This window comes from Martinezella tropici (assembly GCF_003287875.1).
In the GTDB taxonomy this organism is placed as follows: Bacteria; Pseudomonadota; Alphaproteobacteria; order Rhizobiales; family Rhizobiaceae; genus Rhizobium; species Rhizobium tropici_C.
The window spans coordinates 427,674-441,313 of record NZ_QMKK01000025.1; the positions used below are offsets into that span (position 1 = coordinate 427,674).

Consider the following 13,640-nt stretch of genomic DNA (forward strand, 5'->3'; position numbering starts at 1 on the left):
ATCGTCGAAGCGAAACAGTGCAGAAACGCTACTGTCCGATCGGATAGCCCTCTTCGGGATGGGCGATCGCCCTGTCATTGATGGTGACCGAGTATCCCGCCGCATCGGGCGCTTTTGAGACGGAAATGCGGTAATTTCCGCCCGGCAACTCGAGATCCGCCGCAAAGCCGTCCCAGTTCGAAGGCAGGGCCGGCTTGACGAAAAGTCGGCCGTTTTTCACGCGGATGCCGAGAATGCCTTCGACAGCGACACGATACAGCCAGCCGGCAGAGCCCGTGTACCAGGTCCAGCCGCCACGGCCCGTCAATTGTCCTTCGCCGTAAATATCAGCAGCAACCACATAGGGCTCTACACGATAGGTATCGGCCTCATCACGATCGCGTGCATGGTTGATCGGGTTCAGCATATCGAAGCAATGCCAGGCATCGTCGCCGCGATTCATCTCCGCCAGCGCCATGACGACCCAGGTCGCCGCATGGGTATACTGGCCGCCATTCTCGCGCACACCAGGCGGGTAGGACTTGATGTAGCCCGGATCGCGCGCCGATTTGGCGAAGGGCGGCGTGAACAGCCGGATGATACGGTTTTCATCGTCCACCAGCTTGTCGAGAACGGCATTCATCGCCTTCTCGCCACGCGCCTTGTCGCCTTCGCCGGAGAGAATGTTCCACGACTGCGCGATCGAATCGATCTGGCATTCGAAATTCTCGCTGGAACCGAGCGGGCTGCCATCGTCGAAATAGCCGCGGCGATAATGACCGCCGTCCCAGCCGGCCGATTCGAGCGCCTTACGCAGTTCCGGCAGATGATCGGACCAGCGCTTGACGCGCTCGTTGTCGCCGCGTGCTTCGGCATAGGGCAGGAAGGCGGTGAGCATGCCGGCCAGGAACCAGCCGAGCCACACGCTTTCGCCGCGGCCTTGGATGCCGACGCGGTTCATGCCGTCGTTCCAGTCACCGCCGAGGATCAGCGGCAACCCGCTGCCTCCCTTGCGCTTGATCGCGAGATCGAGGGCGAGCGCCGCATGTTCGTAGACGCTAACTTTGTCCTGCGACACGGTCGGCTGATAGAAGACGTCATGCGTTCCGGGCATCAGTGCCGCACCTTCGACGAAGGCAAGCTCCTCGTCGAGGATCGATTTGTCGCCCGTCACGGTGCAGTACTGGTCGATGGCATAGGCTAGCCACACGACATCGTCCGAAATATGCGTGCGCACGCCGGCGCCGCTGCCCGGCAGCCACCAATGCTGCACGTCGCCCTCGCGGAACTGACGCTGGGCAGCATTGAGGATCTGGTTGCGGGCAAGCTCCGGCTTGTGCACCAGGAATGCCAGCGTATCCTGCAGCTGGTCGCGGAAGCCGAAGGCACCCGACGACTGGTAGAAGGCGGTACGCGACATGATGCGGCAGCCGAGGCTCTGATAAGGCAGCCAGGCGTTGATCATGTTGTTCATCGCCTTGTCCGGCGTCGAGATCTTCACATGGCCAGTGAAGCCATCCCAGAACTCCCGGCCTGCTGCAAGCACGGCCTCGAAATCGGCCTTGCGAATTTCCGAAACCAGCGCGCGGGCCTCTTCGACGGTCGCCGTATCGCCCATATAGAAGCAGATTTCCTTCTGCTCGCCGGCCGCGACGGTCACATCGAAGGCCAGAGCGCCACAGGGATCGCCATCGAGATCGGTCAAGTTCGAGAGCGCGGCAGCCGTAACGACGGCTTCCGGCATCTGGATGGTGCCGTGACGGCCGATGAACTCACGGCGGCTTGCCGAGAAGCTCGAATGCGTCTCGCTCGCCGCCATGAAGGCAGTCCGCTTGAAGTAATCGATGCTGTAGGGGTTGTTGGCAAACAGCGCACCCGTCTCCTCATCCAGCGTCGACAGGATGAAGGGCCTGGTCTTGTTCTGGTTGGTGCCAAGCACCCATTCCGCGTAATTGTAGATCCGCAGGCGCCGGCTGCCTGCACCATTGTTGCTGAGCCGCAGGCGGAAGAGCTTGACCGGGCGCTCGCGATCGACCGTCTGCGTCAGCTCCAGCGCCACGCCATCCTCTTCGCTCGAGAAGACGGAATAGCCGAGACCGTGACGCGCCTCAAAACGGACCTTCGCATTGCGCGACAGGCCGGCATAGGGTGTCATGACCTTGTTGCTGTCGAGATCGGCGACGTAGAGCGCCTCACCCGGACGGTTGATGACCATGTCGTTGGTCCAGGGTGTCAGCTGATAGTCGCGCGAATTGTGGCTCCAGGTGAAGCCGCCGCCTTCGGCGGGCACATGGAAGCCGAAGCGCTCGTTCGAGATGACATTGATCCATGGATGCGGCGTCGACTGCCCACCGGGCAGACGAACCACATATTCGCGGCCATCCTTGGAGAAACCGCCATAACCGTTCCAGAAATCGAGATCGTCCTGCGCCTCCAGAGCGTCGGCCGCAAAAACCGACTCCTGCAGCGCTGCCGGCACGATAAGACGATTGACCGGCGCCGGCCCATCGGACTGTGCGGAGGCAAACAGCGTCGCCGCACGGGCAATCTGATCGACGAGCTTGCCGTTGCGGGCATGGAAGATCACCCTCGATGCGGCAAGGATCTCCTGGTAGGTCTCGTTTTCGATCTGGTCCTTGCGGACCGAGAAGATGTTCTGCCTGAGACCGTCGCCCTGGTTGTGGCGAACATGCTCGACGAGTTTATCCAGCTCGCGCTGCATGTCCTGGGCTTGCTCGACAGCGCGTTCGTTGACGATTACCAGATCGGCAGTGATACCGCGTGAACGCAGATATTCCGCCGCCATCAGCGCTTCCCGGGCGATTTCGAGATCGATATCGTCGTTGATGCGCAGGGTGAAGATCGGGAAATCACCCGAGATCGTCACCGGCCAGAGTGCGGACTGCGAATGCAGGCCGGCCTGCACGGTGGCGCCATCGGCACGCAGGTGCATATCCGGATAGACGAGATAGCGGGCGAGCTTCTGGAAGGCGGCCGCCTGCTGCGAGGTAACGCCGACATGGCGCATCTGCATCTGTGTGCGCGTCCACGCCTGCGTCAGCTCGATGCCGAAGGTGTCGGGATTGCGGTAACGCTCGACGGCCTTGTCGACTTCCTCGCGGTTCGGGGCGGCAATCGTCCAGAAGATGATGCTGACCTTCTTGCCCGCGGGCACGCGCACGACGCGACGCAGCGACAGGCAGGCGTCCATGGTGAAGCCGTCCGTGCCGGAGAGCGACGCACCCGGATCGAAAGCTGCAGCTTCCGCAAGCGTGCGGCCGCGGCCGAGGAACTTGCGGCGATCGGTTTCGAATTCGGTCGGGCGTTCGGATCCGGCATTGTCGACGACCAGATGGGCGACCGATATGTCAGGCTCGTTATAGTCGCGCTTGTTGCGCTCGGCGCGGATCACATCGCCGCCATTGCCGATCTCGGTGCGCACGAACATGCGCGTGAAGACCGGGTGACCGGAATCGACGTCATCGCTCGCAAGCGCCGGCTCGAGATAGGAGGTCACTTCGATGAAGCGGTCCTCTGTGCCCATGTTGAGCAGCGTAACGCGGCGGCCTTCGGCATCGTGCTCGGTCGCGACGATGCATTCGACGTCGCTGGTGAGATCGCCGACCGTCTTGCTGTATTCGGCCTTTTCATCGCTGAACGAGACCTTGGTCTTCTCACCCTCGATGCTGCGCGGCTCCGCGGTCGCCGACCACCACTGGCCGGAGGCGGTATCGCGCAGGAAGATGAACGTGCCCCAGCGGTCTTCCGTGGGATCGGCGCGCCAGCGCGAGACCGTCAGGCCGTTCCAGCGCGAATAACCGGCGCCGGTCGCCGTCAGCATGACCGAATAATGGCCGTTGGAGAGGAAGGCGAGCTCGCGATCCTGCGTGGCCGGATCGGCGATCTTGCGGATTTCCGGACGCAGCATGTCTTCCTGGATATTGGCCGGCTGGTCGCTCTCGTGCTTGGCGGCCATGACCGGAATATCGCGCGGCGCCTTTTCCTGCAGCAGCAGTTCGGCGGCTTCGATCACCGGATCGGCATGGAAGAGCTCGCGCAGGCGGCCGTTGAAGGCGACGTTGGCGATCGCGGCAATCGACATGCCATGATGGTGTGCATAGTAGTTGTAGACCACCGCGCACTTCTTGCCTTCCGGAACGCGGGTCGGCGTGAAATCGACGGCATCGTGGAAGCCATAGATGCCGAGAGCGCCCACTTTGCGCAGTTTCTGCAGGTTTTCGAGCGCCGCAGCCGGACGATACTGGCTGGCGAGGATCGAGGCGTAAGGTGCGATGACGGCATTCTGGCCGAGACCGCGCTTGAGGCCGAGCGAAGGCACGCCGAAATTGGTGTACTGGTAGTGCATGTAGTGGTCGCGAGCATTGAAGGCCGCTTCCGAAATGCCCCAGGGAATATCGGAGCCAAGGCGCTTGGCGTAGTTCATCTGCTCCTGCACGACCAGATTGTTCGTCTGGTTGAGGATACCGCCCTGACGCTCCTGCATGACGAGCGGCGGCATCAGATATTCGAACATCGAGCCCGACCACGAAACCAGCGCGCCGCGCGAGCCGACGGGAACGACCTGACGGCCGAGACGATACCAGTGCTCGGTCGGCAGATCGCCCTTGGCGATGGCGAAAAGGCTGGTCAGGCGGGCTTCGGAGGCCAGCAGGTCGTAGCAGGCCGCATCGAGCTCGTTGGTTTCGACGCGGAAACCGATGGAAAGCAGGCGCCGCTCCGGACGATAGAGGAAGCCGTATTCCATGCCGAAGGCAAGATCGCGCATCTGGTCGCGCAACTTCGCCAGGCGCTGGCGCAGCGAATCCACATTGGCGAGATCGAAGATGCTGTCGGCGATATGGCCTTCACAGACCCTCACCAGCGACTGCGACCAAGTAAGCACCTCGCCGCTCTGCGTCGACTTCACCTCATGGTCGAGGTTTGCCGCAAGTTTCTGGATATCCTGCGCCAGAACCGAAAGGTTGATGACGCGGATGGAAGCGAACTCATGCTCGCGCTTGACGGCGGCGAGCGCGTTCTGGAAGCCGACGATGCGCTCTTCCAGGCGGCGGCGCAGCGGGCGAACCGTTTTGCGGTCGTCCGGGAGCTCGGCAAGGGTTTCGGCAAGAATGCCGGCGACATCGCCGATACCGTCCAGATTGCCCTGCATATGGGCCGATGGTGCTTCCGCCCAGATGCGGCAGGCAGAGGAAACCGCAATCAGGTGTCCGGCGAAATTGCCACTATCGACGGCCGAGATGTAGCGAGCGCCCATCGGCTTCAGCGTATCGGTGTGATACCAGTTGCACAGGTGCCCGCGGAACTTTTCGAGCTTCGCCACGGTCGCCATGGTCTTTTCCATGCGATCAATGGTTTCCTCGAAGGAGGTCCAGCCGAAGTGACGCGCGGAAATGACCGACAGCAGGTAGACGCCGATATTGGTCGGCGACGTGCGCGAGGCCACGACCGCATTCGGGGTCTGCTGCACGTTGTCAGGCGGCAGATGGTTCTGCTGTTCGACGACGAAGGTCTCGAAGTAGCGCCAGGTGCGCCGCGCGATCTTGCGCAGTTCGAAGGAGACGCTTTCCGGCACTTCGAGCCTGTCTTCGGTCTCGGCCGACTGACTGACATACCAGGCGATCGCCGGCGACAGGACCCAAAGCAGCGCAAAGGGAATACCGACGAAGAAGGCGTTGTCGCCGGAGAGCGAAGCAAAAGCCAAGGCCAGCAGCGCCAGCACTGGCGCATGCCACATGACGCGGTAGTGGCCAAGGATAGTCGTTTGCGCGGCAGCCTGGGCGCTTGCGGCGGTTCGCCATTGCAGCATCAGCTTGCGGCTGACGAAGGCACGGTAGAGCGAACGGCCGATAGCATCAGCCATGACGCAGGCGGTGTCGGCGATAAAGACGATGCGCAGCGCGACTTGCGCGTTGGCGGCACGGATATCCGACCAGACCGTGTAGAGATGGGCCCGGGCGACGATATCGCTTGTGCGCGGAATGATGCCGTTGATGAGCGACAGCGTCGGCGCGACGAACAGGCAGAAGATCAACAGGATCTGCCAGATGAGCGCCGCCAACGGCTCCATGAAGTACCATCCGAGGACGGAAGCGAAGAACCAGGCGATCGGCGTCAGCGAGCGACGCAGATTATCCATCATCTTCCAGCGGCCGAGGCCGGTGACGCCACGCTTCGGATTGAAGAGGTAAGGAAGCAGCTGCCAGTCGCCGCGCGCCCAGCGATGCTGGCGCGAGACCTCAACTTCGTAGCGGATCGGGAAATCCTCGACGAGTTCGCAGTCGGTGACCAGAGCGCAGCGCGCCATCGAGCCTTCGAGCAGGTCGTGGCTGAGAACCGCGTTCTCTTCGATCTTGCCCTTTAGCGACGCTTCGAAGGCATCAACGTGATAGAGGCCTTTGCCGGTGAACGTGCCTTCCTCCACCAGATCCTGATAGACGTCGGAGACGGCGAAGACGTAAGGGTCGAGACCGCGGTTGACCGAGAAGACGCGCTGGAACACCGACGCGTCCTTGCCCGTCGTCAGCGACGGGGTGACGCGCGGCTGCAGCACGCCGTAGCCGCGCACGACGCGCTTGCTCTCGGGATCGAAGACCGGGCGGTTGATCGGGTGATGCAGCTTGCCGACGAGCTTCGTAACCGTATCGCGCACCAGGCGCGTGTCGGAATCGAGCGTCATGACATACTGGACGTCCTTCGGCACGATATTGGCGCCGGGCAGGAAAGTGGTATCGCGGTCGCCGCGCAGCAGCATGTTCAGCTCGTGCAGCTTGCCGCGCTTGCGCTCCCAGCCCATCCACGCGCCTTCGGACGGATTGTAGAGGCGGCGGCGGTGCAGCAGGTAGAAGCGCTGGACGCCATCCTCGTCATAGCGTGCAGCCAGATTGGCGACTTCGCGGCGGGCGTAATCCAAGATTTCCAGATCGCGCTCGCTCTCTTCCTCTTGGCTGTCGGGCCAGTCGCTGAGCAGCGCGTAATAGACTTCGCCGCGTGGATTGGCGAGATAATGGACCTCGAGATTGCGCACGAGTTCGTCGACACTGTCGCGATTGCCGATCAGTGTCGGTACGACGACCAGCGTGCGGGCTTCTTCGGGAATGCCTTCCTTGAATTCGTAGCCAACGAGGCGCGCCGGCGTCAGATACATAGTGACGAAGAAGTTGAAGAGGCCGGTGGCGCCTTCCGATGCCGGCAGGGAGAACATCAGGAGCAGCAGGATGGTCTCGGCCCAGCCCATGCCGGCATGCAGCATGAAATAGCCGACGATGGCGAGCGCCGCGACACTCAGGAACAGCACCGGCGCCGCGATCGACAGCCAGTTGAGCTTGCGCCACTGGCGCACGAAGCTCACCGAAATCGGCACACGGTAGCCGATCGCCTTCTCCAGCTTCTGCGTTTGCTGGCCCATGATGAAATCGCCGATATTCGGCTCATGCGGCTGGACTTCGCCCGATACCTTGGCCGCCTCGGTCATCGCCATGGCGACCTGGGCGATCTCCATTTCGGTCTTGTCGGAACGGCGGGCGAGCTTTTCGATACGGCGGCGATAGCTGTTGCGCGAGCCCGGATCGAGCTTGGCATAATCGGTCTCATCCCAGAGCAGCTTGTCGACGGCGCTGACCTCTTCGACCCAGACGGACCAGTCGGTGTCGTCGATCAGACGCAGGCTCTTGATGATGTTGCCCATCGTCACATTACCCGACGACAGGCGATTGTGCTCGGCCATCATGACGCTTTCGGCGTCGGTGCCGGCGTCAGTCAGCCGCTTCTCAAGCCAGGTGACGGCGAGGCCTGACGTATGCGAGCCGTCGCGCAGGCGGTAGAGGAACTGAGTGGCGAAGGTATTGTCCGAGGTATAGGGCTCGAGCGTCTTCAGGAATTCGGCGACTTTGGCGTCGTCATTGAGGCGGATCAACTCGTCGACGGCGGCATTCGCCTTCTTGCGCGTCATGCGGCTCCGCTCGACGCGGCTCGAAATGCGACGCAGGTTTTCGACAAGGATGTAGCGCACCAGCGAGGGAACAGCCCAGAGCTCGCCGATCTTCAGCATCTCCACCGACTGGAAGCCTTCCACCAATGCCAGCAGGCCCTGATTGGAAACCGTGCTGTGGGTGTGGGCGACATAGAGCCAGGCAAGCGCCATGGTGCGCGGCATCACCATGCCGTCGATGGTGATCGTCTGCAGTTGATCGTAGAATTTCTTCGGAAAATCGCGGCGGACTTCCTGAATGGCCTCTTCGATGATGTAGTGGTTGTCGAGCAGCCATTCGGCTGCCGGCGTGATCGATTCACCAGCATCGACATCGGCATTGGCCGAGCGATAGACGCGCAGGATCTCTTTCTCGTTTTCCTTGTGCCGTGCGAAGAAATCGAAGGGCGCAAAGCCTGGCAGCTTGGTTTTCGCGCCGTTGCGGGCAAAGGCCGCGCCGCATTCCTTTATTTGCTCGTTGGAGAAATAAGTGGCGCGGATCGCATCGTTGTGATCGATCTGCTTGGCTTCAGAATCACGTGGCGTAACGGTGGAGAGATTTTGAGATGTCATGGATTCGGGTTCTGGGTCCAAACAGAGTAAGTGGCATTGTCGCCTTTATCGTTTTTGCCCTGCCCGACGCAAGAATTCACGCATTTGGACCCTTTTGCTTCGCTTCCCGGCGGGCGAAGGGGGTGAATTCGAAGTGACGGCTTAGAACAGACATATAAAGGCGAAGATTTTCACGGGGCGTTCTTAAAGATTGCGGCGACTATTCGTCATCATCCAAGAGGTGCCCGTGAAATTGGATACGCGGCCAAATGGTTCCGGCAGCGATCCGCACAGGTCAACGACAATCGATCAAGGTCATGAGGCATTCTCCCTGGGCTGATTCACCCCGTTTCGGAAATTCAGCATGGTTCGGAATATTGAACCCTCAATATCCCGCAGAAGATGAACTTAAACTGAACCCTATAAAAAGATTCGCAAATTCCTGTCGGGACGCATCGCTTTCGAAACGGTTCACGGGCCGATCGATTGGCCACCGGCGGCCGACGCGCAAAGCTCCGGCCCCTTCGGCCCCATTGCCATACGAAAACGGTGCTGCTCACGATCAGGGAAAATGCGCCACGCGCAAGAGCCTTTTGATCCCCTCCGTGCCGCCGGCCATGATCGCGCCGACCGCTCTCCCGAATGCTCTTTATTTTCGGGAAGTCTACCGTTTCTGCGCGGCATATTCTATCGGCCAGGCAAATTTTCTTTGCCCGGCGAAGTTCTGCCAGCGGGAGAGAAAGGGAGAGTTGCTGTGAAATGAAACAGAATATCGGCCCGTATCCGGCGCCCGGCAATCCCAGCTCTGCCTGGCCCTTAACGCCGCGAAAGGCGCGGCAAACAGGACCATGCTGCGCGGGCGGCATGGGCTACCGCCCCGAAAAGCATCGCGTTTAGACGACGATGCCGCAAACGATGGCCGCAACGAATAGGAATGCGGCGGAGAAGAGGGCGACATGGATCGCCGTCTGTATCTTGTGCCGCGTCTGTGCGGCGCGCTTGGAACCATCGAACTGATTCACATGCGTATTCGAAATACCCAAATTCGCCATGTGTTGCCTCCGTTCGTTTCTTATATGTCTCTCAGGTCAAACCCTGGGACGATTATTCATATATTTTCTATCAACTAGGTAGAGATGAATTTCCGTCCAGAGCGCCAGCTGAGAAAAATTAAACCACTGGATTTCGAGGACCCGAAAGATCGGCAATGCCAATTCAGCAAAGAATGCGGCGGGCCCAAATCAAGCTGCGCTCGATAGCGCTGGTATCGGCCGCCTGCTCTTCGGCAGATCCGGCCTGGCGGCGGATGTTTTCGTCGGAAAGAGAGGCAGACCGTGCACCTTCCTGCTTCGCCGGAACCGGCGGATGAAGATAGCCCATGGTCATGCCACCCATGAAAAACATGCCTGCCTCCACCTAACGTCTGACCCCTTATCGGGATCACGAAAGTTAACTGCCATTAACGAGATCATGACAGAATTGCGGCGGGTGTCAATAGTCTATACGATTGGTCGTGTTTACCCGTCCCATTCGTTAACGCGGCAAGGCTCAAGGTGTCGCCCACTCAGGCGCGGACGAACCCCTTGCTGGCGATCATCAGATTGCGGGTGTAATCTTCTTTCACGTCGCCGGCTGCCAGCTCCTTTGCGGTCAGCCTCTCGACGACCGCGCCGTTGCGCATGACGGCCAAGCGCTCGCACATATGGGTGACGACGCCGAGATCGTGGCTCACCATCACGAAGGTCAGATGGCGGTCCCTGCGCACCTGTTCGAGCAGATTGAGCACCTCGGCCTGCACCGATGCATCGAGCGCCGAAGTCGGCTCGTCGAGCAGCAGGATCGACGGCTCGACGATCAGCGCGCGCGCAATCGCAACGCGCTGGCGCTGGCCACCGGAGAGCTGGTGCGGATAGCGAAAGCGGAAGCCTTTTCCGAGGCCGACTTCATCCAGCGCCCTGGCGATCCGGGTCTCCGTGTCGCCGATCCCATGAATCGACAAAGGCTCCAGCAGCAGTCGGTCGATCGTCTGGCGCGGATGCAGGGAACCGTAGGGGTCCTGAAACACCATCTGCACCTGACGATAGAAGGCCTTGCTGCGCCTGGCGCCCTTCAGCTGCTCGCCGCCGACACGGATCGTGCCGTCGGTAACGGGCGCGAGGCCCGCAACGGCGCGCAGCAGCGTCGACTTGCCGGAGCCGGACTCGCCGACCAGGCCGAAGGATTCGCCCTTGTTCACGTCGATGCCGACGGCATCGAGCGCATAATAGCCATCATAGACGACGCTGAGGCCATCAACTGCGAGTGCTGTCGTCATGCCGCCCACTCCGGCTTGCGGTCGAGCACCGGCAGCGGATGCCGGTTTTCGCCGATAACAGGCATGCAGTTCAGCAGACCGCGCGTATAGGGATGCTGGGCATTGTTCAATTCGGAAGCCTTGAGCTCTTCCACCACCTTACCTGCATACATGACGATCACGCGGTCGCAGAAGGACGACACCAGCCGCAGGTCGTGCGAGACGAAAATCAGCCCCATGCCGCGCTCGGAGACAAGCTTGTCCATGATCTTGAGCACGTCGAGCTGCACCGTGACATCGAGCGCGGAAGTCGGCTCGTCGGCAATCAGCAGCTCCGGCCCGGCGATGAGCATCATGGCGATCATGACGCGCTGGCCCATGCCGCCCGAGACCTCGTGCGGATGCAGGTCGTAGACGCGGCCGGGATCGCGGATCTGCACCGCTTCCAGCATGGCCATGGCACGGTCGCGGGCCTCGGCCTTGCTCACCTTTTCATGGGTGCGTAGCGTCTCGGTGATCTGCCGGCCGATGGTCATGACGGGATCGAGCGAATATTTCGGGTCCTGCAGCACCATGGCAATGCGTTTGCCGCGCAGCGACCGGCGCTCCTTGGCCGAAATCGACAGCAAGTCGATGCCGCTGAAATTCAATCTGTCGGCGGTGACGATGCCATGCGGCGGCGTCAGCCCCATGATGGCGCGGCCGGTCTGCGATTTACCGGAGCCGCTCTCGCCGACGATGCCGAGCCGCTCGCGGCCGAGCGTGAAAGAGACGCCACGCACGGCGTCGATGACGCCGGTGCGGGTCGGATAACGAACCCTCAGGTTCTCCACGGTCAAAAGTGTCGTCATTGCCCGCTCTCCTTCGGATCAAGCGCGTCGCGCAGGCCGTCCCCGAGCAGGTTGAAGCCGAGGCTGACGATGAGGATCGCGATGCCGGGCATCGCCGCCACCCACCATTGATCGAGATAGTATTTGAATCCGCTTGCGATCATCACGCCCCACTCCGGCAGCGGCGGCTGCGCACCAAGACCAAGGAAGCCGAGGCCGGCGGCCGTCAGGATGACGCCGGCCATGTCGAGCGTGACGCGGACGATGACCGAGGAGATGCAGAGCGGCATGACATGGCGGAAGATGATGCGCAGCGGCGAAGCACCCATGAGCTGCACGGCGGCGATATAGTCCGAACGCCGCACCGTCATCGTTTCGGCCCGCGCCAGGCGCGCATAGGGCGGCCAGGAGGTGATGGCGATGGCGATGACGGCGTTCTCGATGCCGGCGCCGAGCGCACCGGCAAAGGCAAGCGCCAGCACCAGCTTCGGAAAGGCAAGGAAGATATCGGTGATGCGCATCAGGATCACATCGACCCAGCCGCCCATATAGCCCGACACCATGCCGATGATCAGCCCGATCGGCGCCGAGATAATCGCGACCAGGACGACGATATAGAGCGTCCAGCGCGACCCGTAGATGAGGCGCGAAAGGATATCGCGGCCGAGATCGTCGGTACCGAGAAGATAACCCGGCGTGCCGGGCGGTTTCAGATAGGCATTTGTGAGATCGCCAATGACGGGCGAATGCGGCGCGATCACATCGGCGAGCGCCGCCACGAGCACGAGCGCAACGATGATCAGCAGTCCGATGACGGCCAGGCGATTGGCGGAGAACTGCCGCCAGGTGACATAGGCGCGCCCTAGCCTCGCCTGCCGGCGCGACTGCGGCCGGTCGGAGAGCAGCCAGTCCCTCAAGCTGGGTTGGGTGGTCTCGACAGTCATTTACGTCGGGTCCTTGGGTCGAGCGTCCGATACAAAAGATCGGAAATCAGATTGATGCCGATGAACACCGTGCCGACGACGATCGTGCCGCCGAGAACGGCATTCATGTCGGCATTGCGCAGCGAGCTGGTGATATAGAAACCGATGCCTGGCCAGGAGAAGACGATCTCCGTCAGCACGGAGCCTTCGAGCAGCCCGGCGTAGGAGAGCGCAATCACCGTGATCAGCGGCACGGCGGCACTGCGCAATGCATGGCCCCAGATCACCCGCGTCTCGGAAAGACCCTTGGCTCGAGCCGCGACGATATATTCCTGCCCCAGTTCGTTCAGCATGAAGCTGCGGGTCATGCGGCTGATATAGGCAAGCGAAAAATAGCCGAGCAGCGATGCCGGCAGGATGATGTGGCGGAACACGTCCCAGAAGACGTCCCATTGCCCCTGCATGGCGCTATCCAGCAGGAAGAAGCCCGTGACCGGCGTGAAACTATATTCATAGGCGATGTCGATGCGGCCGGGATAGGCGACCCAGTTCAGCTTCGCATAGAAGATGACGAGCGAGACCATGGCCAGCCAGAAGACCGGCACCGAATAGCCGACGAGGCCGATCACGCGGACGATCTGGTCGATCATGCTGTTGCGACGCACCGCGGCGAGCACACCGAAGGGAACCCCGAACAAGGCGCCGATGATCGTGCCGACTGTCGCGAGCTCCATCGTCGCGGGGAAGACGCGCCTGATGTCATCCATGACCGGATTGGTCGTCAGCACAGACGTCCCGAAATCGCCGCTGAGTGCGCTCAGCAGATAGTAATAGAACTGCAGATAAAGCGGTTCGTCGAGATGCATCTCGCGCCGCAGACGCTCCAGCACCTGCTGCGGCGCGTGATCGCCGGCGATCGCCAGCGCCGGATCGATCGGTATGACCCGCCCGATGAAAAAGGTGACGGCCAGAAGGCCGAGATAGGTGGTGACGGCCACGACGAGGAATCGCAGCAGACCCATGAAAAAGGGAGCGGCACGGCCCTTTTTGGGCCGCACCTGCATTTTCCGTTCGAC

7 protein-coding genes are annotated in these 13,640 nt (G+C 61.4%); all 7 read right to left on the minus strand.

Annotated features, from left to right (window positions below):
* Nucleotides 1-28: 28 nt before the first annotated feature.
* Nucleotides 29-8,539, minus strand: a complete 8,511-nt coding sequence (locus tag DQ393_RS10045) for a GH36-type glycosyl hydrolase domain-containing protein (protein WP_112341614.1) — start codon at nt 8,537-8,539, stop codon at nt 29-31.
* A gap of 872 nt (nt 8,540-9,411) precedes the next feature.
* A complete protein-coding gene (locus DQ393_RS33390; protein WP_181592308.1) occupies nt 9,412-9,570 on the minus strand; it encodes a hypothetical protein in 159 nt (52 codons plus the stop codon).
* Between the two features lie 163 nt (nt 9,571-9,733).
* Nucleotides 9,734-9,922 carry a hypothetical protein gene (locus DQ393_RS10050; protein ID WP_112341615.1) on the minus strand — a complete coding sequence of 63 codons (189 nt, stop codon included), beginning with the start codon at nt 9,920-9,922 and terminating at the stop codon, nt 9,734-9,736.
* A 160-nt stretch (nt 9,923-10,082) separates the two neighbouring features.
* Nucleotides 10,083-10,832: an ABC transporter ATP-binding protein gene (locus DQ393_RS10055; RefSeq protein WP_112341616.1), complete on the minus strand. Its 750-nt coding sequence runs from the start codon at nt 10,830-10,832 to the stop codon at nt 10,083-10,085.
* Entirely contained in the window at nt 10,829-11,662 is an 834-nt protein-coding gene (locus tag DQ393_RS10060) for an ABC transporter ATP-binding protein (RefSeq protein ID WP_112341617.1), read from the minus strand. The genes DQ393_RS10055 and DQ393_RS10060 overlap by 4 nt, the downstream gene beginning before the upstream one ends.
* Nucleotides 11,659-12,585, minus strand: coding sequence for an ABC transporter permease (locus DQ393_RS10065; RefSeq protein ID WP_112341618.1), 927 nt, complete (start codon nt 12,583-12,585; stop codon nt 11,659-11,661). Before DQ393_RS10065 ends, DQ393_RS10060 begins: the two co-directional genes overlap by 4 nt.
* Complete coding sequence (locus DQ393_RS10070) at nt 12,582-13,628, minus strand: ABC transporter permease (protein ID WP_432421998.1); 1,047 nt, start codon at nt 13,626-13,628, stop codon at nt 12,582-12,584. Before DQ393_RS10070 ends, DQ393_RS10065 begins: the two co-directional genes overlap by 4 nt.
* Nucleotides 13,629-13,640: the final 12 nt, after the last annotated feature.

Excerpts from the sequence above, each read along its gene's own strand:
- DQ393_RS10045 (WP_112341614.1), bottom strand. The coding sequence starts at position 8,539 with ATGACATCTCAAAATCTCTCCACCGTTACGCCACGTGATTCTGAAGCC.
- DQ393_RS10060 (WP_112341617.1), bottom strand. The coding sequence starts at position 11,662 with ATGACGACACTTTTGACCGTGGAGAACCTGAGGGTTCGTTATCCGACC.
- DQ393_RS10065 (WP_112341618.1), bottom strand. The coding sequence starts at position 12,585 with ATGACTGTCGAGACCACCCAACCCAGCTTGAGGGACTGGCTGCTCTCC.
- DQ393_RS10070 (WP_432421998.1), bottom strand. The coding sequence starts at position 13,628 with ATGCAGGTGCGGCCCAAAAAGGGCCGTGCCGCTCCCTTTTTCATGGGT.
- DQ393_RS33390 (WP_181592308.1), bottom strand. The coding sequence starts at position 9,570 with ATGGCGAATTTGGGTATTTCGAATACGCATGTGAATCAGTTCGATGGT.
- DQ393_RS10050 (WP_112341615.1), bottom strand. The coding sequence starts at position 9,922 with ATGTTTTTCATGGGTGGCATGACCATGGGCTATCTTCATCCGCCGGTT.
- DQ393_RS10055 (WP_112341616.1), bottom strand. The coding sequence starts at position 10,832 with ATGACGACAGCACTCGCAGTTGATGGCCTCAGCGTCGTCTATGATGGC.